18 protein-coding genes and 1 pseudogene are annotated in these 20,132 nt (G+C 63.1%); 11 read left to right on the top strand and 8 right to left on the bottom strand.

The genetic code is table 11. The features are described 5' to 3' along the window. Nucleotides 1-109: 109 nt before the first annotated feature. Nucleotides 110-640 (bottom strand): methylated-DNA--[protein]-cysteine S-methyltransferase, encoded by a 531-nt coding sequence (locus tag ACVIIW_RS10695; RefSeq protein WP_456700703.1) that lies wholly within the window; start codon nt 638-640, stop codon nt 110-112. A gap of 47 nt (nt 641-687) precedes the next feature. Between ACVIIW_RS10695 and ACVIIW_RS10690 the strand changes: the two genes are divergently transcribed. Continuing rightward, the gene (locus tag ACVIIW_RS10690; RefSeq protein ID WP_456700702.1) at nt 688-1,095 is read left to right on the top strand and encodes a DUF1304 domain-containing protein; all 408 of its coding nucleotides are present in this window, start codon (nt 688-690) and stop codon (nt 1,093-1,095) included. Nucleotides 1,096-1,417: 322 nt separating this feature from the next. Beyond that, nucleotides 1,418-2,644, top strand: a complete 1,227-nt coding sequence (locus ACVIIW_RS10685; protein WP_456700701.1) for an ABC transporter substrate-binding protein — start codon at nt 1,418-1,420, stop codon at nt 2,642-2,644. 112 nt (nt 2,645-2,756) lie between these two features. Here the strand turns inward: ACVIIW_RS10685 and ACVIIW_RS10680 are convergent, their stop codons facing one another. Continuing rightward, a complete protein-coding gene (locus ACVIIW_RS10680) occupies nt 2,757-3,182 on the bottom strand; it encodes a DUF1330 domain-containing protein (RefSeq protein WP_456700700.1) in 426 nt (141 codons plus the stop codon). A gap of 168 nt (nt 3,183-3,350) precedes the next feature. On the opposite strand from ACVIIW_RS10680, the gene ACVIIW_RS10675 reads away from it, so the two are divergent. From ACVIIW_RS10675 to copD, 5 genes are all read left to right on the top strand, one after another. After that, on the top strand, nt 3,351-5,591 hold the full coding sequence (locus ACVIIW_RS10675; RefSeq protein ID WP_456700699.1) for a transglycosylase domain-containing protein: 2,241 nt from the start codon (nt 3,351-3,353) through the stop codon (nt 5,589-5,591). Nucleotides 5,592-5,699: 108 nt separating this feature from the next. Further along, on the top strand, nt 5,700-6,074 hold the full coding sequence (locus ACVIIW_RS10670; protein ID WP_456700698.1) for a DUF2946 domain-containing protein: 375 nt from the start codon (nt 5,700-5,702) through the stop codon (nt 6,072-6,074). Nucleotides 6,075-6,131: 57 nt separating this feature from the next. After that, entirely contained in the window at nt 6,132-7,130 is a 999-nt protein-coding gene (locus ACVIIW_RS10665) for a hypothetical protein (RefSeq protein ID WP_456700697.1), read from the top strand. Between the two features lie 6 nt (nt 7,131-7,136). Further along, on the top strand, nt 7,137-7,493 hold the full coding sequence (locus tag ACVIIW_RS10660; protein ID WP_456700696.1) for a copper resistance CopC family protein: 357 nt from the start codon (nt 7,137-7,139) through the stop codon (nt 7,491-7,493). Between the two features lie 17 nt (nt 7,494-7,510). Then, nucleotides 7,511-8,473 (top strand): copper homeostasis membrane protein CopD, encoded by a 963-nt coding sequence (copD, locus tag ACVIIW_RS10655; RefSeq protein ID WP_456700695.1) that lies wholly within the window; start codon nt 7,511-7,513, stop codon nt 8,471-8,473. A 151-nt stretch (nt 8,474-8,624) separates the two neighbouring features. Here the strand turns inward: copD and ACVIIW_RS10650 are convergent, their stop codons facing one another. The 4 genes and pseudogenes from ACVIIW_RS10650 to ACVIIW_RS10635 form a co-directional block, all read right to left on the bottom strand. Beyond that, nucleotides 8,625-9,464: a M48 family metallopeptidase gene (locus tag ACVIIW_RS10650; protein WP_456700694.1), complete on the bottom strand. Its 840-nt coding sequence runs from the start codon at nt 9,462-9,464 to the stop codon at nt 8,625-8,627. A gap of 217 nt (nt 9,465-9,681) precedes the next feature. Next, nucleotides 9,682-11,010 carry a polyhydroxyalkanoate depolymerase gene (locus ACVIIW_RS10645; protein ID WP_456700693.1) on the bottom strand — a complete coding sequence of 443 codons (1,329 nt, stop codon included), beginning with the start codon at nt 11,008-11,010 and terminating at the stop codon, nt 9,682-9,684. Nucleotides 11,011-11,130: 120 nt separating this feature from the next. Then, the gene (locus ACVIIW_RS10640; RefSeq protein ID WP_456700692.1) at nt 11,131-11,949 is read right to left on the bottom strand and encodes an ABC transporter permease; all 819 of its coding nucleotides are present in this window, start codon (nt 11,947-11,949) and stop codon (nt 11,131-11,133) included. Beyond that, a pseudogene (locus tag ACVIIW_RS10635) lies at nt 11,946-12,642 on the bottom strand (ABC transporter ATP-binding protein). The gene ACVIIW_RS10640 and the pseudogene ACVIIW_RS10635 overlap by 4 nt, the downstream one beginning before the upstream one ends. 458 nt (nt 12,643-13,100) lie before the next feature. On the opposite strand from ACVIIW_RS10635, the gene ACVIIW_RS10630 reads away from it, so the two are divergent. After that, nucleotides 13,101-14,411, top strand: a complete 1,311-nt coding sequence (locus tag ACVIIW_RS10630) for an ActS/PrrB/RegB family redox-sensitive histidine kinase (RefSeq protein WP_456700691.1) — start codon at nt 13,101-13,103, stop codon at nt 14,409-14,411. 104 nt (nt 14,412-14,515) lie between these two features. Beyond that, nucleotides 14,516-15,070, top strand: coding sequence for an ActR/PrrA/RegA family redox response regulator transcription factor (locus ACVIIW_RS10625; RefSeq protein ID WP_456700690.1), 555 nt, complete (start codon nt 14,516-14,518; stop codon nt 15,068-15,070). A 112-nt stretch (nt 15,071-15,182) separates the two neighbouring features. On the opposite strand, the gene ACVIIW_RS10620 is transcribed toward ACVIIW_RS10625, so the two are convergent. After that, a complete protein-coding gene (locus ACVIIW_RS10620; protein ID WP_456700689.1) occupies nt 15,183-15,674 on the bottom strand; it encodes an MmcB family DNA repair protein in 492 nt (163 codons plus the stop codon). Nucleotides 15,675-15,808: 134 nt separating this feature from the next. Between ACVIIW_RS10620 and ACVIIW_RS10615 the strand changes: the two genes are divergently transcribed. After that, the gene (locus ACVIIW_RS10615) at nt 15,809-17,503 is read left to right on the top strand and encodes an alpha-amylase family protein (RefSeq protein ID WP_456700688.1); all 1,695 of its coding nucleotides are present in this window, start codon (nt 15,809-15,811) and stop codon (nt 17,501-17,503) included. 180 nt (nt 17,504-17,683) lie between these two features. On the opposite strand, the gene ACVIIW_RS10610 is transcribed toward ACVIIW_RS10615, so the two are convergent. Continuing rightward, the gene (locus ACVIIW_RS10610) at nt 17,684-19,285 is read right to left on the bottom strand and encodes an alpha-amylase family glycosyl hydrolase (protein ID WP_456700687.1); all 1,602 of its coding nucleotides are present in this window, start codon (nt 19,283-19,285) and stop codon (nt 17,684-17,686) included. A gap of 172 nt (nt 19,286-19,457) precedes the next feature. Here ACVIIW_RS10610 and ACVIIW_RS10605 point away from each other — a divergent pair, with 172 nt between their 5' ends. Beyond that, the gene (locus ACVIIW_RS10605) at nt 19,458-20,129 is read left to right on the top strand and encodes an MBL fold metallo-hydrolase (protein ID WP_456700686.1); all 672 of its coding nucleotides are present in this window, start codon (nt 19,458-19,460) and stop codon (nt 20,127-20,129) included. The last annotated feature ends 3 nt before the right edge of the window (nt 20,130-20,132 follow it).

The following is a 20,132-nucleotide window of genomic DNA, read 5'->3' as shown; positions in this document are numbered from 1 at the left end:
GTATCTTTCTCCACTCGTCGCCGGATGGCGCCCCGGCCGGTGGATATGGCTTCCGGGCTCGCGCTTCGCGCACCCCGGAACGACCAAGAGATGTTGGTGCGCTATCGGCTCAGACTTCCACCCCTTCATGCCGCAACAGCCAGCGTTTGCGCTCGAGACCGCCGCCATATTTCACCAACGAGCCATCAGCGCCGATCAGCCGATGGCAGGGCAGCACCACGCTGATCGGATTGGAGCCGTTGGCGTGGCCGACCGCCCTGATAGCCTTGGGCATTTCGATCTTCGCCGCAAGCGCCCCGTAGCTCATCGTCGTGCCTACAGGGATCCTCGCGAGTGCGGTCCAGACCTTTTGCTGGAATGGCGTGCCGGCGATGCGCCATTCGACGCGCAGGAGCTGACCGAGATCACCCTCGAAGTAAGCTGACAGCGCGGTCTTCATGTCGGTCGGCGCAGGTCGATCAAGCAGGTTCACGGCGCCATGATGCAGGCGCAACAGCTCGCGCATGCGGTGCTCGTGGTCATCCCAGTCGAGCGCACGCAACGCGCCTGCGCTATCGGTGACGAGCAGCGCGATCCCGATCGGCGTCACCAGCCGGTCGAGGCCGAAGCTTTCAGGGGTTTTGGTTGACCGAGCGGCCATCGCGACACCATTGCAGCGAAACACGTTTCGCACTTGCCACGCCTGATATGCTAAGGTCCACCCGAAAGCTGACGCTTTTGGGGGAGCTCAACTTGGTTCTGGTCGCGAATTGTCTGGTGGCGCTTGTCGCCGCGCTGCACGCCTATTTCTTGCTCCTGGAGATGTTCCTTTGGGACAAGCCGCTTGGCCTGAAGACATTCCGCAATACGCCTGACAAGGCCGCGATCACCAAAGTGCTGGCCGCCAATCAGGGGCTCTATAACGGCTTCCTCGCCGCCGGCCTGATCTGGGGCGTTGTCCACGGCAACCCGGCCTTCGCATTCCAGATCAAGCTGTTCTTCCTCGCCTGTGTGATCGTGGCCGGCGCTTATGGTGCGGCGACCGTCAGCCCGCGCATCTTGATCGTGCAGGCGCTGCCGGCGGCGATCGCACTGGCCGCCTTGTTCTTGGCCTGAACCTGAACTCTCGGCCCAAGCCCTGAGACGGCGCAACGCCGCGATCCCCGGGCGCGGCCTGCCCGTCCTCCACACGCTTCGGCAGCGATAGCGACCGTTGTAACCAGCGGGAAAAGACCGTCGGCCGGAAATTCCGCCAGGAGGAACAAGTTAATTGAGCCATCGAATGACCGTCCGATTGATGTGTCCCACCCTACGAACGGTCAGCGCTTCCCCACCTTGCCTTGCAGCAGGCACTCTTCCACACTCTCCCCCAGCGATGGCGTCGGAGGCACAGTGCGCCCGGCAGACCGTCTGCAATAACAAGCTGAGGGAATCGCGAATGAGGAACGGAATCCTGCATCTGGCCACGGCAGCGTCGCTGACCTTGGCGCTATCGGTCTCCGCTGCCAATGCCCAGAAGAAATACGATCCTGGCGCCAGCGACACCGAGATCAAGATCGGACAGACCATGCCGTTCTCGGGACCGGCGTCGGCCTATTCGTCGATCGGCAAGACCCAGGCCGCCTATTTCAAGATGATCAACGACCAGGGCGGCATCAACGGCCGAAAGATCAATCTGATCCAGTATGACGATGCCTATTCGCCGCCGAAGGCGGTGGAGCAGATCCGCAAGCTGGTCGAGAGCGACGAGGTGCTCCTGACCTTCCAGATCATCGGCACGCCCGTGAACGCGGCCGTGCAGAAATATCTCAATTCCAAGAAGGTGCCCCAGCTGTTTGCGGCGACCGGTGCCTCCAGGTTCACCGATCCGAAGAACTTCCCCTGGACCATGGGATTCAACCCGAACTACTTCGTCGAAGGCCGTATCTACGGTCAGTACATTCTGAAGGAGCATCCGGACGCCAAGATCGGCGTGCTCTATCAGAACGACGACCTCGGCAAGGACTATCTGAATGGCCTCAAGGCCGGCCTCGGCGACAAGGCCGCCAAGATGATCGTGACCGAGGCGTCCTATGAGGTCTCTGACCCCACGGTCGATTCGCAGATCCTCAAGATCAAGGATGCCGGCGCCGATCTGTTCTTCAGCGCGACAACGCCGAAGCAGGCTGCGCAGGCGATCAAGAAGATCGCTGAAATGGGCTGGCATCCGACCCAGATCGTCGACATTAACGCCACCTCGGTCGGCGCCGTGCTGAAGCCGGCGGGCCTTGATGCCGCCAAGGGCCTGATCAGCGTCAACTACGGCAAGGAACCACTCGATCCGACCTGGAAGGACGATCCGGGCCTGAAGAAGTATTTCGACTTCATGGCGAAGTACTATCCCGATGGCGACAAGGACTCGAACTTCAACACCTACGGCTACAGCACCGCGCAGTTGCTGGTGCATGTGCTGCAGCAGTGCGGCGACGACCTGACCCGCGAGAACGTGATGAAGCAGGCCACTTCACTGAAGGACTTTGCGACCGACACCGCGTTGCCCGGCATCAAGGCCAACACCTCGCCGACCGACTATCGCGTCAACAAGCAGCTTCAGATGATGAAGTTCAATGGCGAGCGGTGGGAGCTGTTCGGCCCGATTCTGGAGGATTCGAGCCCGGCGGGTTAGTTCTCGAAAACATTGCCACAACGACGTCATGCCCGGGCTTGTCCCGGGCATCCACGTTTTGGAGGCGGGAGAAGGCTGCATGCCCCGGGGTCAAGCCCGGCCATGACGAGACTCAGGTCGGTATCTCTCCAAAATTCTTTCCAACCGGCAGCACGGAGTGGCGGATCAACCGGGAGTCTTCCACCGCAGCCTGGCGGTGCTTTACTGCCTCGCGGTAGACAGGGTCGCGGATCATCTCGACGAAGGCGGCAACGCCGGGATATTCGGCGATGAAGCAGTGGTCCCAGCGCTCGTCTTGCGGTCCGATCAGCATCAACTCGAACCGGCCTTGCCAGACGATGCGGCCGCCGAGGCGCGTGAACACCGGGCCGCTCTCGCGGCCATAGGCCGCATAGGCTTCCGCGCCGCTCGCCTTTCTGCCATCGGGATAGGCCGCCTCCTTGCGCAGCCGCACCAGGTTCAGCATGTGGATCGGGCCGGGGCGGTCGTTGTCCCGAAATTGCGCAAAGATTTCCTTGGTCGGATCGACGTGGCCCATGCGTGTTCCCTCTTCTTTGTGGCTGCGATCCTAGCTGCGCGGCTGAACCAGCGGAACTGCGGCCGGGGAATGCCTCATCTCCTAACCAGACATTAAGCACGGGGTAACCGGGCCTTAAACAGCGGTCGCTAGCGTGGGAGCGGGGCGGGGTGACCGGGCGTTTTGCGTATGGGGTCGGCAAAGAAAAAGGGGGGGCGGAAGGAGCCGTTGTTCGGCCTGCCCGCGGCGCTCGCCGATCTGCGCCTCACGGCGGCCGACCGCATTCCCGACGCCGGCGACGACAAGCCGAAAAAGCCCAACAAGCGCAAAAGCGAACCTGCCGACGACGAGCCGCCGCGCGAGCGCAAGGCACCGGCCAAAAACAACGGCGGGAAGCGCCGGTCGAAATCATCCATCAGCGCGGGCCTCGGGCGCCTGGTTTATTGGGGCGTCGTGCTGAGCCTGTGGGGCGTGATCGCCGTGATCGGCGTCGTGATCTGGGTCGGCGCGCACCTGCCGCCGATCCAGTCGCTTGAAATTCCCAAACGCCCGCCGACCATCCAGATCGTTGGCATGGACGGCAGCCTGCTCGCGCAGCGCGGCGAGATGGCCGGCGCCAACGTGTCGCTGAAGGACCTGCCGCCCTATCTGCCGAAGGCGTTCATCGCGATCGAGGACCGCCGCTTCTACTCGCATTTCGGCGTCGACCCCGTCGGCATCCTGCGCGCGCTCGTCACCAACGTGCTCCATCGCGGCGTCTCGCAGGGCGGCTCGACGCTGACGCAGCAGCTCGCCAAGAACCTGTTCCTGACCCAGGAGCGCACCGTGCAGCGCAAGCTGCAGGAGGCGGAGCTCGCGATCTGGCTCGAGCGCAAGCACTCCAAGAACGAGATCCTGGAGCTCTATCTCAATCGCGTCTATTTCGGCTCCGGCGCCTACGGCGTCGAGGCCGCCGCGCAGAAATATTTCGGCAAGCCGGCGAAGAACGTCACGATCGCGGAAGCCGCGATGCTGGCGGGCCTGGTCAAATCGCCGTCCCGCCTGGCGCCGAACCGCAATCCGGAAGGCGCGGAAGCGCGCGCAAAAGTCGTGCTCGCGGCGATGGCGGACGCCAACTTCATCACCGAAGCGCAGGCCCAGGCCTCGATCGGCCATCCCTCCTACAATGTGAAACCTGTCGGCGCCGGCACCGTCAATTACATCGCCGACTGGATCGGCGAGGTGCTGGACGATCTGGTCGGCCAGATCGACGACAGCATCAAGGTCGAGACCACGATCGATCCGAAGCTCCAGGCCGTGGCGGAGAGCGCCATCATCGACGAGCTTGCGGCCAAGAGCGTGAAGTTCAATGTCAGCCAGGGCGCGCTGGTGGCCATGACGCCCGACGGGGCGGTGCGCGCAATGGTCGGCGGGCGGAACTATTCCGAGAGCCAGTACAATCGCGCGGTCAACGCCAAGCGCCAGCCGGGCTCCTCGTTCAAGCCGTTCGTCTATCTGACGGCGATGGAGCAGGGCCTGACGCCCGACACCATCCGCCAGGACGCGCCGATCGAGGTCAAGGGCTGGAAGCCCGAGAACTACACGCATGAATATTTCGGCCCGGTGACGCTGACGCAGGCTCTGGCGATGTCGCTCAACACCGTCGCGATCCGCCTCGGCCTCGAGGTCGGGCCGAAGAACGTGGTGCGCACCGCGCACCGGCTCGGCATATCCTCGAAGCTCGAGCCCAACGCCTCGATCGCGCTCGGCACCTCCGAAGTCTCCGTGCTCGAGCTGGTCGGCGCCTATGCGCCGTTCGCCAATGGCGGCTTTGCGGCGGTGCCGCATGTCGTGACGCGGATCAAGACGCTCGACGGCAAGCTGCTCTACATGCGGCCTGCCGACGAGCACAGCCAGGTGATCGAGCCTCGTTACGTCGGCATGATGAACACGATGATGCGGGAGACGCTGATCTCGGGCACGGCGAAGAAGGCCGAGATCCCGGGCTGGCAGGCGGCCGGCAAGACCGGCACCAGCCAGGATTACCGCGACGCCTGGTTCATCGGCTACACCGCGAACCTCGTCACCGGCGTCTGGCTCGGCAACGACGACAACTCGCCGACCAAGAAGACCACCGGCGGCGGCCTTCCGGTCGAAGTCTGGACCCGCTTCATGCGCGCCGCGCACGAGGGCGTGCAGGCGGTGGCCCTGCCGAACCCGCAAAGCAATTGGGCGCCGTCGAACCTCGTGCAGGTCTCCTCGCAGGTGTCGCCGCCGATACAGGCAGCGGCCGCGCCCGGATATTCACCTGGACCTGCACCGGCGCCGGTCGGCACGAGCGGCTATCGCGCGCCGCCGCTGCCGACGCGCACCAATGTCAATGCACGGCCGGAAGCGGCTGCCGGGCTTGATGGCTGGCTGATGGACCGGCTGTTTGGTGGAAATCGATAGGCCCTAAAACAAAACGCGAAAACAACCCCATGCACAGTAGGCGGGGTTATCGAATCGCTCACCTCGACGGCAGCTCTCCGTTGCGATAGATTGCCGCAGGGTGAACCGATGCGCCGACGGCTGAAGAACTTTCTACCTATAGTCCTGATTGCCCTGTTGGTGCAGATCTTTGCGCCGATCGGCGCGTGCTGGGCGGCGAGCTTTACGGCCTCCGATCCAGTTGCAGACGCGATCATCTGCCACGGTGGTCCGACAGACGGGGCCGGGCAGGACGATCAGACTGGCCACCGCGCGCACGATGGCTGCTGCGCTGCTTGCAGCGTGCTCCAGACCGGCGCGCCGATCGACACCACACAGATATCAAGCGCGATCGTGATCGATCGCCCGACGAGCCAGGTCGCCTGGCAGGATTTCGCGCTGGGCGCTTCCGGTTCGAGAACAGCTTCCGAGGCCCAGGCGCGTGCACCGCCGTTTCTGTCGTAAAGCCGCGCGGCCACTGGCCGCTGAGACCTTTACGCATCAACGCTTGCGGAGATTCCCATGCTTATCCGTCATGCGCGTGCAGCCTTGCCAGGGCTCGCCATCGCGCTCGTTCCCCTTTCTGGAAGCACCGCCCACGAGATCGTCGGCAATCGCTTCTTTCCGGCCACGCTGACCATCGACGATCCCGGCGTCAATGACGAGCTGGCGCTACCGACCGTCGACAGCTTCCACACCGGCGACGTTCCGCCGGTCAGGCAGCGCGACGTGTCCAGCGAGTTCGCCAAACGGATCACCGAGGATTTCGCGATATCGTTTGGCACGACCTACACCTTCCTTGGTCCGATCGATCCGACGGTGCCCGGAGCCAACGGCTTCCAGAATCTCGACACCACGTTCAAGTATCGGGTGTTCAAGAACGCCGAGCATGAGTTCGTGCTGTCGGCTGGGCTCAGCGTGGAATGGGGCGGGACCGGGTCCTCGACCGTCGGCGCGGAGCCGTTCAATCACTACGTACCGAACATCTATTTCGGCAAAGGGCTCGGCGATCTGCCGGACACGCTGTCCTGGATCAGACCGGTCGCGATCACCGGTCAGGTGGGCTATTCGATTCCGGCCAGAAACTTCACGACGACCTTTGGCATCGATCCCGACACCGGTTTTCAGACCGCGGATACCGAGTTCCACCCGCGAGTGCTGAACTGGGGCGGGAGCATTCAATACAGCATGCCCTATCTGAAATCCGCCGTGGTTGATCTCGGCCTGCCGGATTTCCTTAATCACCTGATCCCGCTGGTCGAGGCCAACTTGCAGACGCCGGTCGCGAACACCTTGACTTCGGGAAGGTTGACGACGGGCACCATCAATCCCGGGGTGATCTGGGCCGGCACCTATTTCCAGTTCGGCATCGAGGCGCTGATCCCGATCAACCGGCAGAGCGGCAGCAATGTCGGCGTCATCGCGCAACTGCACTACTACCTCGACGACATCGACCCGCATGGGATCGGTAAGCCGCTGTTCGGCAGCGCGGTCCAGCCCGCCAGCCCGTTTCCGAGGTAATTGACCATGCAACGCTCATCTTTGATTGGAATCACTCCGCTCTTGCTTGTGCTGGCAACCAGCGCCGCGCAGGCGCATGCCTTTCTGGACCACGCCGAACCGCGCGTCGGAAACAAGGTCGCAAGCCCCCCGCGAGAGGTGACCCTCTGGTTCACCCAGAAGCTGGAGCCCGCCTTCTCGAGCGTCACTGTAACGAATGCGGCCGGTGAGCGCGTCGACAGCGGGAAACCCCGCGTTAGCGGCGAGCAGATGTCAATCTCGCTGCGTGCCGGGGGTGCAGGAACCTATCGTGTGAACTGGCATGTGCTTTCCGTGGATACGCACACCACAGAGGGCAACTTCACCTTCCAGGTCGGCCAGTAACGCCAGCGGGAAATTCGATGAGTTGGTTCGAGGCGGGGATTGACGGTCCGATGGTGGTCACCCGTGCAATCCATTTCGCCGCGTCGGCGATAACGGCCGGCGTGGTGATGTTTCGTGCCTTCGTCGTCGAACCTGCACTACGGTCGTCACCGGCTGGCCATACCATGGTCCGAGCCCGCATCGCGGCGCTCACTTGGACAGGGCTCGCTGTCACAGTCGTGACCGGTCTCGTTTGGTTTGTCCTTCAGGCCATGTCGATGACGGGCCTTGCCGGCGCAGACGCGTTGAGATCGGGCGCGATGCTCACCGTCGCCACGGAGACCCAATTCGGATTGGTCTCGGAAGTCCGCGCCATGCTGGCGCTCCTGCTGGCGGCCTCGCTGGTGGTCAACCAGTTTGTCCTGTCGCGTTTGCTTGCGATCCTGGCTGCGTTGGGGCTGGTCGGGGCCATCGCCTGGACCGGGCACGCCGGCTCGACGCCGGGAGAATTAGGGAGTCTGCACCTCACCGCCGACGTGCTGCATCTGGTCGCCGCCTCGGCCTGGATCGGAGGCCTGTCTGGCCTTTCAATTCTGTTCGCAGTCGGGCGGCGCCGTTCGGCTTCCGAGTGGGGACCCGTGCAACTTGACGCCGTTGGCAGGTTTTCAATCCTCGGCATGATCAGCGTCGCTGCCTTGATCTCATCGGGAATCGTGAATGCGTGGATTCTCGTCGGATCGTTCCACGCTTTGCTCGTGACCGACTATGGACAATTGCTGCTCCTCAAGATCGCGGTCTTCGTGCTCATGGTCGGCCTGGCCGTAGTCAACCGGTTCTGGCTGATGCCTCAACTCGCATCGGTCACGAAGACCGAGCCGCATACCAACGCGCTTGCAGCGCTCACACGCAACACGCTCATCGAGAGCGCGTTAGGATTTGCGATCTTTGCCGTGATCGGAGTGCTGGGCACGCTGCATCCGGCCATCCACTTGGTGAAGTGATCATCGCCGGCTGCGCCAAATAGTCGGTTCTCCGCGAAGGTCCTGTATTGGCCCATCGCTGGATATTGCGATGCCGCACGAGCTTCGTCGTGACGGGCAAAGCGGACGTAGCCTTCGTCGCATCAGGCCGCTGGGTTTATGGGTAGAGGGCCTAATCCTCGACCCCGTACCGGTGCAGGTCATTGCCGTACGTGTCGAGCCACTTCTTGGCGCGCTCCATCGACGGACAGATCTTGCCGCAGACACGCCAGAAGCGGGCGGAGTGGTTCATCTCGACGAGATGGGCGACCTCATGCGCGGCGAGATAGTCGAGCACGTAGGGTGGGGCGAGGATCAGGCGCCAGGAGAACGACAGTGAGCCGGCCGAGGTGCAGGAGCCCCAGCGGCTCGACTGATCGCGGATCGAGAGCCGTTTCACCTTGACGCCGAGCTCGGCGGCATGGGTCTCCGCCGAACGCTGCAGATCCTTGCGCGCCTCGCGCTTGAGGAAGTCGCTGATGCGGCGATCGACATGCTCGAGACCGCCGGCGACGCAGACAATGCGTTCGCCGCTGTCGCGAATTTCGGTCCACACGGTGCCGCGGCTGCCTGCGCGATGCACGATGCGATGGGAAACGCCGCGGAGCGGTATCACTGTGCCAGGCTGGAACGGCGCCGCCTTCGGCAAACGACCGAGACGTGCCGCGATCCACGCACCGTGACGCTGCGCGAAGTCCTTGGCTTCAGCGAGCGTGCCTCGGGGTGGGATGGTGAGGATGGCTTCGCGATCACTCGGATGAATTCTGAGCGTGTAACGCCGCGCACGGCGATGCCTGCGCAGCCTTATCGCAAAGAATTGCGATCCATGGGTGATGACGAGGGTCTTCGGTTCGTGAGGCCGACGGTAGAGGAGCGCGCGAGTGGCCATGTCTGTCAGTCCAGGGAGCAGGAGATCGCCCGGATTCTGCCATAACCGCCGCCAGGGAAAGCGCTCGGCGCAAAAACAAATCATTTGCCCAATATACAGGGGTTCTACAGTCCGGAGACCCTACAGACTGGGGTTGGAACCGGCTTTTTTCTCCCCCGCCGGATGCATGCGGCGCCCCCAAGGGGTGAGGATTGACTCACTCCTACATCGCTACCTAAATACCGCGAATCTGGCGGAAGCCTGACCCTCCCGGAGCCGCCGAGAGGACCCCTGATTTCGACGGGAAAGCCGAAATCAGAGCTTATTCCGCCGCAAGCGCCTGCAATGAAGTCGGATTCGCAGCCGAGACCATGAAGTCGTGAATCCGCGGCACGATCTCCGACTTGAAGCGCGAGCCGTTGAACACGCCATAATGTCCAACACCCTTCTGGACGTAATGAACGCGGCGATGATCGGGTATGGAGCTGCACAATCCGTGCGTTGCTTCAGTCTGACCGAGGCCGGAGATGTCGTCGTTCTCGCCCTCCACCGTCATCAACGCGACGCGCGTGATCTTGGAAGGATCGACGCGAGTTCCACGATGCATCATCTCGCCCTTCGGCAACGAGTGCTTCACGAAAACGGTGTCGACCGTCTGCAGATAATATTCGGCCGAGAGATCCATGACCGCGAGGTATTCGTCATAGAACTCGCGATGCTTGTCGACGAGGTCGCCGTCGCCCTTCACCAGATTGGCAAAGAGCTGCTTGTGGGCGTCCATGTGCCGGTCGAGATTCATGCTGATGAACCCGTTCAGCTGCAGGAAACCCGGATAGACGTCGCGCATCATGCCCGGATGCGGAAACGGCACCTTGGTGATGACGTGATTGCGGAACCAATCGATGCCGCGCTGCTGGGCAAGATTGTTCACTGCGGTCGGATTGCGTCGGGTGTCGATCGGACCACCCATCAGCGTCATCGAGGTCGGCACGAAGGGATCGCGCCGCGCTTCCATGATCGAGACGGCGGCGACGACGGGGACGGAGGGCTGGCACACCGCCATGACATGGGTGTTGCCGCCCAGCACATGCAGCATCTCGATCACGTAGTCGATGTAGTCGTCGAGATCGAAGCGGCCTTCGCTCAAGGGCACCATGCGGGCATCGGCCCAGTCGGTGATGTAGACCTCATGCGCCGGCAGGAAGGCCTCGACCGTGCCACGCAGCAGCGTCGCGTAGTGACCGGACATCGGCGCCACGATCAGCACCCGCGGCTGCGGACTGCGCAAGGGGCGGGCGAATTTGCGATCGAAGTAGAGCAATCGGCAGAACGGCTTTTCCCAGACCGAGCGAACCTCGACGGGGACGCGGGTGCCGTTGACGTCGGTGTCGTCGAGGCCCCATTCCGGCTTGCCGTAGCGGCGCGTGGTGCGCTCGAACAATTCGCAGGCCGCGGCCACCGACTTGCCAACCTCGGTGCGCGCCCAGGGATTCAGCGGATTCTGAAACAGAAGCTTGGTCGCATCGGTTACCGCACGTGCCGGATTGAGAGAGGCCTGCGCCATCTCGTACATCCAGTACATCGGCGTGGTCAGGACCGGGCTGCCTTCTGCTGCCAGGGGCGGCGCGCCGCCAAACTCACCAATCGGCATGATAAAATCCTCTTCGCATCGCAGCATACTGCCGAATGCGCAATATTGCGTCAATGCATGGTTCCGTACATCTACGGGGGCGAAGCGACCAAATCGAACTAAATCCACGGGAAAGTGAGGTTATTCGCCACCCGACAACAGCGAGCCGTGTTTCCTGGCGCTGCGCAACAGGGCAAGGAATGCCCCGAAAGAAGCCACCAGAAGACCTGCGTTGATGGCCAACGCTTCAAGCATCAAATCGGTCCGAAAAGTGTTCTCGATCAGGAGCGCGCGCATCCCCTCGAACACGTAAGTCGGCGGCAGCGACCAGGCGACGTATTGCAACCAGCCGGGCAGCACGCTGACCGGATAATAGATGCAGGCGAGCGGCATGATTCCGAACATCAATGTCCAGACGATGCTTTCGGCGCCCAGGCCATTCCGCAGCACCAGCCCCGAGACGAAGATGCCGACCGACCAGCTGGTGAAGATCAGATTGCAGAAGAAGGCGATCAGCGGCAGGCCGAGGCTGTAGACATTGAAGTGAAAGAAGATCAGCGCGAGCAGCGTCATCGGGATGACGCCGATCGCGAGCCGGATCAGGCTCATCGCCATCAGCGAGAGCAGAAACTCGATCGGCTTCAGCGGGCTCATCATGAGGTTGCCGAGGTTGCGGGCCCACATCTCCTCCAGGAACGAGATGGAAAAGCCGAGCTGGCCGCGGAACAGAATGTCCCAGAGAATGACGGCCCCGATCAGCGTGCCACCGGCGCGCGCGAAGAAATTGGCGTTCTGCGCGATGTAGAGCTGCAGGAAGCCCCAGGTGATGATCTGGAGCGCCGGCCAGTACAGCAGCTCGAGCAGCCGCGGCCAGGACGACATCAGCAGATACCAGTAGCGCAGGATCATCGCGCCGATGCGCTGCACGGAAATACCGCCGTGGAGGGACAGTTCGCTCATCTCGCCCCCTCTTTTGCGCCGTTCACCCGCCCGCGCGCGACGTCCAGGAACACCTCTTCCAGCGTGGTGCGGTTGTAACGGGCCATGATGGCATCAGGCGTATCATCGTCCTCGATGCGACCGCGCTTCATGATGATGACGCGGTCACAGAGCCGCTCGACCTCGAGCATGTTGTGCGAGGCCAAGAGGATGGTGGCGTTGTTGTCCTTGCGGTAGCGCTCCAGATGGCCACGGACCCAGTCGGCCGTATCAGGGTCGAGCGAGGCGGTCGGCTCGTCCAGCAGCAACAGTTCGGGCTGGTTGATCAGCGCCTTCGCCAGCGCGACGCGGGTCTTCTGTCCGGCCGAGAGCTTGCCGTTGGCGCGGTCGATGAAGTCGTTGAGATCGAGGTCGTCGGCCAGCTTCGTGATGCGATCGGCGAGGTGCCTGACCGCATAAAGCTTGCCGAAAATCGTGAGGTTCTGGCGCACCCGTCAGCCGCATCGGCATGTCGACATAGGGGCTTTCGAAATTCATCCGCCCCAGCACGGCCGCGCTGTCCTCCGGCATCCGATGCCCGAGCACGCGGACGCGGCCGGAGGTCGGCAGCACCAGCCCCATGATCATCGCGATGGTGGTGGTCTTGCCGGCGCCGTTGCCGCCGAGCAACCCGGTGATGCTGCCGCGGGGCAGCGAAAAGGAGATACCGTCCACCGCGCGGGTCTGCTTGTAGACCTTGACGAGGCGATCGACCGCGATGGCCGCGGACGAAATGTCATCCGCGACAGTCGGCGGGCTTGAAGCGTTGTCATTCCCGGTCATGCTGGAGGCGTTCTTCCGCCATTGCGCGGTGGAGCGCAAGACTTGACGTCCGAGACTTCCGTTCCGTGGACTGCACGGTGATCGCCTATGGATTTCACGACTCTTCGGGCTTGCTCCGCCTCTCCCGCTTGCGGGAGAGGCCGACGTGCTCGCAGAGCACGGCGGGTGAGCCACGCGGGGACATCCTCCGCAATCCCGATGCGGAGACACCCCCATTCCAACCCCCGCAAGCGGGAGAGGGAGCCGGCCGCCGATGCCGCCATATGATGCACACCATATGCGATCGCACTGGCATGGACATGGGACAAGCGTGTTTGTGATCGGACACGTACATCGCTAGATTGACCGTGATGACCGAGACCGCTGCTTCCGACTTCCGTCCTTCGCAACGTCACATCCGCCTGGACACCATCCTGCGACTGCGCTGGCTCGCGGTGCTGGGCCAGCTCGCCGCAATCTTCATCGTGGCGCAGGGGCTGGAGTTCGAGGTCGAGATCGTCCCCTGTGTCAGCATCATCGGCCTGTCGGCCATGCTCAATTTGGTGCTCCAGACCGCGATCAATCCGATGCGGCGGCTGGAGCCGATCCATGCGGCCGCGCTGCTGGCGCTGAACATCCTGGAACTGGCGGGCCTGCTGTTCTTCACCGGCGGATTGCAGAACCCGTTCTCGTTCCTGTTCCTTGCGCCGGTCTTGATCTCGGCTACCGCGCTGCCGGCCCGGCTCACTTTCGCCCTCGGCCTTTTGGCCGTGGCCTGCGCCTCGATCCTGTTCTTCGTTCATTTCCCGCTGCCCTGGGACTCCGAAGATCCCGTGGTGCTGCCGCCGATCTATCTCCTTGGCGTCTGGCTTTCGATCGTGCTCGCGATCGGCGTCACCAGCCTCTACTCGTTCCAGGTGACCGAGGAGGCGCGCAAGCTCGCCGACGCGCTCGCCGCGACCGAGCTGGTGCTGACGCGCGAGCAGCATCTGACCCAGCTCGACGGTCTCGCCGCCGCCGCCGCGCATGAGCTCGGCACGCCGCTCGCCACCATCTTCCTGATCTCGCGCGAGCTCGAGAAGACGGTGAAGGACCCGAGCTTTGCCGCTGATCTCAAGACCCTGCGCGAACAGACGCAACGTTGCCGCGACATATTGAGCAAGATCACGCAGCTCTCCTCGGCCGGCGCGCCGTTCGACCGCATGAAATTGTCCGAGCTGATCGAGGAGGTGGTGGCGCCGCACCGCGATTTCGGCGTCGACATCAAGGTCCGGATCGCGGTGGCCGCCGCGACCGAGCCGGTCGGATCGCGCAATCCCGCGGTGCTCTACGGTGTCGGCAACATCGTCGAGAATGCCGTCGATTTCGCGCATACCACGGTCGAAGTGAATGCGTGGTGGAACAACGACATCATCGAGATCATGATTTCCGATGACGGCCCGGGCATTCCGCCCGATCTCATGAACCGCATCGGCGAGCCTTACCTGTCGCGGCGCCGCACCCAGGATGCCGGCGGCGGCCTCGGGCTCGGCGTGTTCATTGCCCGCACACTGCTCGAACGCACCGGCGCCAAGGTCTCGTTTACCAACAGGACCTTTCCGGACCACGGTGCAGTGGTCCAGATCGCGTGGCCGCGCCGGCGTTTTGAGGCTATCGAGAGCCTCGAGGAAACAATAGGATAGGCCGCGACCTTTGCGTCGCATGCGAGGCCCGGTCGACTATTGGCGGCCTTGGCACCGCCTGATTGCGACGCCATATGGAGATGCGCAGGAGAGAGGACAAAACCTTGAACGCCATCACTGAGCTGAACGAACAGACCGACCGCTCGCTTCTCATCGTGGAAGACGACAAGCCGTTTCTGGAGCGCCTGTCGCGCGCCATGGAGACACGCGGCTTTGCGGTGACGTCATGTGACACGGTCTCGGATGGTCTGGCGCAGATCGGCAAGTCCGCACCCGCCTACGCCGTGGTCGATCTCAGGCTCGGCGACGGCAACGGGCTCGATGTCGTCTCCGCGCTGAAGAAGAAGCGCCCCGAGGCCCGCGCCATCGTGCTGACGGGTTATGGCAACATTGCCACCGCCGTCACTGCAGTGAAGATGGGGGCGATCGATTATCTCTCGAAGCCCGCGGATGCCGACGACGTCGTCGCCGCGCTGCTCTCGACCAGCGATGAAAAATCGGAGCCGCCGGCAAATCCGATGTCCGCCGACCGCGTCCGCTGGGAACACATCCAGCGCATCTACGAGATGTGCAACCGCAACGTCTCGGAAACCGCGCGCCGCCTCAACATGCACCGGCGGACGTTGCAGCGAATTCTGGCCAAGCGCGCGCCCAGGTGACGGGTTTCGTAGGGTGGGTTAGCGAAGCGTAACCCACCTCTTTCATATCCTCGAAAGTGGTGGGTTACGCCTTCGGCCAACCCACCCTACGGCAGCTGCGTTTGCGGCGCCGCTATTCCCAGAAATCCGCGTGGCCCTGCGGATCGACCAGTCGGTTGATCCGCAAGGCCGCTGCCATCGCAAACCGCACCGTCATCTGCTTGCGCGTTGCAGCTGCGATCTTGTGCTCGGGCGCCTCGCAATGCAGATGCGCGCCATAGGCATCCGCGATGATCAGGCCGGTGTCCTGAGGAAAAATCTCGCAGGGCAGATCCTGCGTGAAGGCGAAGAACAGGCGGTCGCAATGGGCACGGTATGCGTGCCATTTCTGGTCGGCGCGCAAATCCTCGACCGATGATTTGATCTCGACGATCCAGATCTCGCCGCGCTCGTTCAAGGCCACCAGATCGGCGCGCCGGCCAGACGGCAACGGCAATTCGCTGATGCAGGAAAACCCGAGCGAACGCAACAGCCGCGCCGTGCCGCGCGCGATCGCGAGCGCCGTTTCTGATTGACGACGATCCGGCGGCGGCACGAGGGCGATGTTGCGGGCGGGGTTGTCCATTGGAGGAAAGTAGCCGATTCCCCCCTCAATGTCGTCCCGGCGCAAGCCAGGACGAGGGAATGCGGAACCGCGTTGGTGCCCAAAACTTATCACGCAGCCGCCGCACCTCGGCGGAACCACCGAGGCTGCGACCCATGATCGACGATCTCTGGTACAAGAACGCCATCATCTATTGCCTCTCCGTCGGCACCTATATGGATGCCAATGGCGACGGCATCGGTGACTTCAAGGGCCTGCAGCGCCGGCTCGATTACCTGCACGGGCTCGGCATCACCACGATCTGGCTGATGCCGTTCCAGACCTCGCCCGGCCGTGATGACGGCTACGACATCGCCGATTATTACAGCGTCGATTCCCGCTATGGCACGCTCGGCGATTTCGTCGAGTTCGCGCAAGGCTGCAAGCAACGCGGCATCCGCGTCATCATCGACCTCGTCGTCAACCACACCTCCGATCAGCATCACTGGTTCAAGGAAGCGCGGCGCGACCGGAATTCGCCCTACCGCGACTGGTACGTCTGGTCGGACAAGAAGCCTGCGAACGCCAACAAGGGCATGGTGTTTCCCGGCGTGCAGAAATCCACCTGGACACGCGACAAGGAAGCAGGCGCCTACTACTTCCATCGCTTCTACGATTTCCAGCCTGATCTCAACACTGCCAACCCGCAAGTGCAGGCGGAGCTTCTGAAGATCATGGGCTTCTGGATCCAGCTCGGCGTCTCAGGCTTCCGCATGGACGCCGTGCCCTTCGTGATCGCGACCAAGGGCGCGAAGGTGAAGACGCCGGTCGAGCAATACGACATGCTGCGCACTTTCCGCGAATTCCTGCAATGGCGCGAGGGCGACGCCATCATCCTGGCCGAAGCCAATGTGCTGCCCGGTACCGACATGGAGTATTTCGGCAGGGACGCCGACCGCATGCACATGATGTTCAACTTCCACGTCAACCAGCACTTGTTCTATGCGCTGGCCTCCGCCGATTCGCGGCCGCTGGCGAAGGCGCTGAAAGCGACCAAGCCGCGGCCCGCCTCCGCGCAATGGGGCCTGTTCCTGCGCAATCACGATGAGCTCGATCTCGGACGGCTCACCAGGGCGCAGCGCGACTGCGTGTTCAAGGCGTTCGGCCCCGACAAGGACATGCAGCTTTACGATCGCGGCATCCGCCGCCGGCTCGCGCCGATGCTCGGCGGCGATCGCCGGCGGCTCGAGCTTGCCTACAGCCTGATGTGCACGCTGCCGGGAACACCCGTGATCCGCTATGGCGACGAGATCGCGATGGGCGACGATCTCTCGCTGCCGGAGCGCAATTGCGCGCGCACGCCGATGCAATGGTCGACCGAGCCGCATGGCGGCTTCACCAAGAGCGACAAGCCGGCGACCCACGTCATCGACAAGGGTCCGTACGGCTACCCGCACGTCAATGTCGCCAAGCAGCGGCGCGATCCCAACTCCATGCTGAACTGGACCGAGCGCATCATCCGCATGCGCAAGGAGGTGCCGGAAATCGGTTGGGGCGATTTCACGGTGATCCCGGCACGCGACCCCGCCGTGTTCATCATCCGCTATGACTGGCGCAACAATTCCGTGCTGTTCGTGCACAATCTCGACGAGAAGCCGCGCGAGATCGCGTTCTCGGTGGGTCTGCCCGGCGGCGCCGGCAAGGACCTGATCAATTTGCTCGCCGAAGACCACAGCCATGCCGACAAACGCGGCCGGCACCGCGTCGTGCTGGAGCCCTATGGCTATCGCTGGTACCGCGTCGGCGGGCTGGATTATCTGCTGAAGCGGAGCGATGTGGACGGAAAGAGAGTGAACGGGCGCGGGAGGTAGGACTACAAACCGCTGGCATCCCCGCGAAACGCGGGGATCCATAATCCCAGGGAGGAGTTTGGGGCGGGCCGGCAACTCCGACTCCTCGCCAGGCTTCTCCCTGTGGGTATGGATCCCCGATCTGCGCTTCGCTCGTCGGGGACGACAGTGGCGAATGACGCTGGCGCCGTACTCCCTCGTTCAGCTTGGCGGCACCACCACCACGCCCTCATTGCCCCGCAAATCCAGCACGCCTTCCAGCCGCTCGCCCTCACGATCGAGGAACGTCGAGAGCAAAATCTCGCTGCCGAGGCTGATGGCGCTGGTGGTGACTGCGATCGGCTCGGGGCCGAGATTGAGCACGACAATGAGCGCCCTGCCCTCGGCTTCGCGGCGATAGATCAACAGATCGCCTTGCGCGGCGATCGGATAATAGCTGCCGGCGACCAGCGGCGCCGAGCTCTTGCGCAGCGCGATCAGCCGCTTGTAGAGACTGAGGATCGAGCGCGTATCGGCCTCGAGATTGACGACGTTCTCGTGAACATGATCCTCCGGCAGCGGCAGCCACGGCTTCACGTCCGAGAAGCCGGCGAACTGCGACGCATCCCACTGCATCGGCGTGCGGCAGCCATCGCGGCCGACGCCGATGCCGGGCACGTTCTTCTCGAAGGGGTCGCGAACATCCTCCGGAGCGATCGCGAGCTGATGCATGCCGATCTCGTCGCCGTAATAAAGCGTCGGCGTGCCGCGCAGGGTCAGCAGCAGCATGGCGGCGATGCGGGCCTGCTCGGGCCCGACACGGCTGGCGACGCGCGGGCGATCATGGTTGCCGAGCACCCAGTTCGGCCAGGCGCCTTTGGGCAGCGCCTTCTCATACTCCTCGATGATCTTCTCGATCGAACGCGCGCTCCAGAAGGTCGAGAGCAGTGCGAAATTGAACGGCATCTGCGCGCCGGTGAGATCATTGCCGTAATAGGCCATCAGGCGGTGCAGCGGCAGATAGATCTCGCCGATCAGCACGCGCGCGGCATAGGCATCCGTGACGCGCCGCATCTCGGCGATGACATCGTGCACCTCCGGCTGGTCGGTGGAATATTGCGTGAGAATCTTTTCGTTCGGCGGCCGGCCCTCGACATATCGCGGGTTCGGCGGATTATCGCGGAATTCCGCGTCCTTGATCAGATGCCAGATCACATCGACGCGAAAGCCGTCGACGCCCTTCTCCAGCCAGAACCGCATCACGTCGTAAATCGCGGCGCGAACTTGCGGGTTGCGCCAGTTCAGGTCGGGCTGCTGGGCGAGGAAGGCGTGGTAATAATATTGGCCCGTCGCCTCATCGAACTGCCACGCGCTGCCGCCGAACTCGGACAGCCAGTTGTTCGGCACGCCGCCACCGGGCGCCGGATCGCGCCAGATGTACCAGTCGCGTTTGGGATTATCGCGCGAGCCGCGGCTCTCGACGAACCAGGGGTGCCGGTCGGAGGTGTGGTTCGGCACGAGGTCGAGGATCAGCTTCAGACCATTGTCATGCGCGGCTGCGAGCAGCGCATCGAAATCCGCCATGGTGCCGAACAGCGGCTCGATGCCGGTATAGTCGGAAATGTCGTAGCCGAAATCGGCCATCGGCGACGGAAAGATCGGCGACAGCCAGATCGCGTCGACGCCGAGCGATTTCACGTAAGGCAATCGACGCAGGATGCCGGCGAGATCGCCGACGCCGTCGCCATCACTGTCCTGAAACGAGCGCGGATAGATCTGATAAAAGATGCCATCGCGCCACCAGATATCGCTGCCCTGTGCCATGCCGGAAAGACCATCCAAATCTGCGTCTCGCGCGGGAGAACGCGGCAGCAACGCCCCGGTTCAAACTGGCAAGCGAATTGGGACGGCCGTGTGACCTTCCCGGCTTCTGTTCCGTATGGTCCCCCACCACTATTTTGCTTGGCGGCGCAGCAAAAATCGGCATTGTGCGGCCATGACCGAGCAAAATGACACCCGACAGGCCAAGGCCGGCGCGATCATCGTCCCCGTGACGCTGTTCGAGCAGAACTGCACCATCATCTGGGACGAACCCGGCAAGAAGGCCGTGGTCATCGATCCCGGCGGCGACGTGCCGAAGATCCTCGAGGCGATCAAGCAGACCGGCGTCAGCGTGGAGAAGATCTGGCTGACCCACGGCCATATCGACCATGTCGGCGGCGCGGCGGAATTGCGCGATGCGCTGAAGGTGCCGATCGAAGGCCCGCATGCCGCGGACAAGTTTCTGCTGGATAACGTGGTCGAGAGCGGCGCGCGCTTCGGCATGACCGGCGTGCGCAATTTCGCGCCGGACCGCTGGCTCAGCGAAGGCGACAGCGTGTCGATCGGCGGCCTGACATTCGATGTTTTGCATTGCCCGGGCCATTCGCCGGGCAGCGTGGTGTTCTTCAACAAGGCTCTGCGCTTTGCCCATGTCGGCGACGTGCTGTTCGCCGGCTCGGTCGGACGTACCGATCTGCCCGGCGGCAATCACGCCACGTTGATCAACTCGATCAAGGCCAAGCTGCTGCCGCTCGGCGACGATGTCGGCTTCATCTGCGGCCACGGCGCCGGCTCGAACATCGGCCAGGAGCGGATGACCAATCCGTTCATCACCGGCGAGATGTGAGCA

Source organism: Bradyrhizobium sp. USDA 4449 (genome assembly GCF_054056275.1).
The sequence above is the reverse complement of the archived record's forward strand: the minus strand, read 5'-3'. Positions and strand labels throughout refer to the sequence as shown.

Excerpts from the sequence above, each read along its gene's own strand:
- ACVIIW_RS10695 (WP_456700703.1), bottom strand. The coding sequence starts at position 640 with ATGGCCGCTCGGTCAACCAAAACCCCTGAAAGCTTCGGCCTCGACCGG.
- ACVIIW_RS10615 (WP_456700688.1), top strand. The coding sequence starts at position 15,809 with ATGATCGACGATCTCTGGTACAAGAACGCCATCATCTATTGCCTCTCC.
- ACVIIW_RS10620 (WP_456700689.1), bottom strand. The coding sequence starts at position 15,674 with ATGGACAACCCCGCCCGCAACATCGCCCTCGTGCCGCCGCCGGATCGT.
- ACVIIW_RS10645 (WP_456700693.1), bottom strand. The coding sequence starts at position 11,010 with ATGCCGATTGGTGAGTTTGGCGGCGCGCCGCCCCTGGCAGCAGAAGGC.
- ACVIIW_RS10685 (WP_456700701.1), top strand. The coding sequence starts at position 1,418 with ATGAGGAACGGAATCCTGCATCTGGCCACGGCAGCGTCGCTGACCTTG.
- ACVIIW_RS10660 (WP_456700696.1), top strand. The coding sequence starts at position 7,137 with ATGCAACGCTCATCTTTGATTGGAATCACTCCGCTCTTGCTTGTGCTG.
- copD (WP_456700695.1), top strand. The coding sequence starts at position 7,511 with ATGAGTTGGTTCGAGGCGGGGATTGACGGTCCGATGGTGGTCACCCGT.
- ACVIIW_RS10675 (WP_456700699.1), top strand. The coding sequence starts at position 3,351 with ATGGGGTCGGCAAAGAAAAAGGGGGGGCGGAAGGAGCCGTTGTTCGGC.
- ACVIIW_RS10680 (WP_456700700.1), bottom strand. The coding sequence starts at position 3,182 with ATGGGCCACGTCGATCCGACCAAGGAAATCTTTGCGCAATTTCGGGAC.
- ACVIIW_RS10640 (WP_456700692.1), bottom strand. The coding sequence starts at position 11,949 with ATGAGCGAACTGTCCCTCCACGGCGGTATTTCCGTGCAGCGCATCGGC.
- ACVIIW_RS10630 (WP_456700691.1), top strand. The coding sequence starts at position 13,101 with ATGACCGAGACCGCTGCTTCCGACTTCCGTCCTTCGCAACGTCACATC.
- ACVIIW_RS10610 (WP_456700687.1), bottom strand. The coding sequence starts at position 19,285 with ATGGCACAGGGCAGCGATATCTGGTGGCGCGATGGCATCTTTTATCAG.
- ACVIIW_RS10665 (WP_456700697.1), top strand. The coding sequence starts at position 6,132 with ATGCTTATCCGTCATGCGCGTGCAGCCTTGCCAGGGCTCGCCATCGCG.
- ACVIIW_RS10690 (WP_456700702.1), top strand. The coding sequence starts at position 688 with ATGCTAAGGTCCACCCGAAAGCTGACGCTTTTGGGGGAGCTCAACTTG.
- ACVIIW_RS10605 (WP_456700686.1), top strand. The coding sequence starts at position 19,458 with ATGACCGAGCAAAATGACACCCGACAGGCCAAGGCCGGCGCGATCATC.
- ACVIIW_RS10670 (WP_456700698.1), top strand. The coding sequence starts at position 5,700 with ATGCGCCGACGGCTGAAGAACTTTCTACCTATAGTCCTGATTGCCCTG.
- ACVIIW_RS10650 (WP_456700694.1), bottom strand. The coding sequence starts at position 9,464 with ATGATTTGTTTTTGCGCCGAGCGCTTTCCCTGGCGGCGGTTATGGCAG.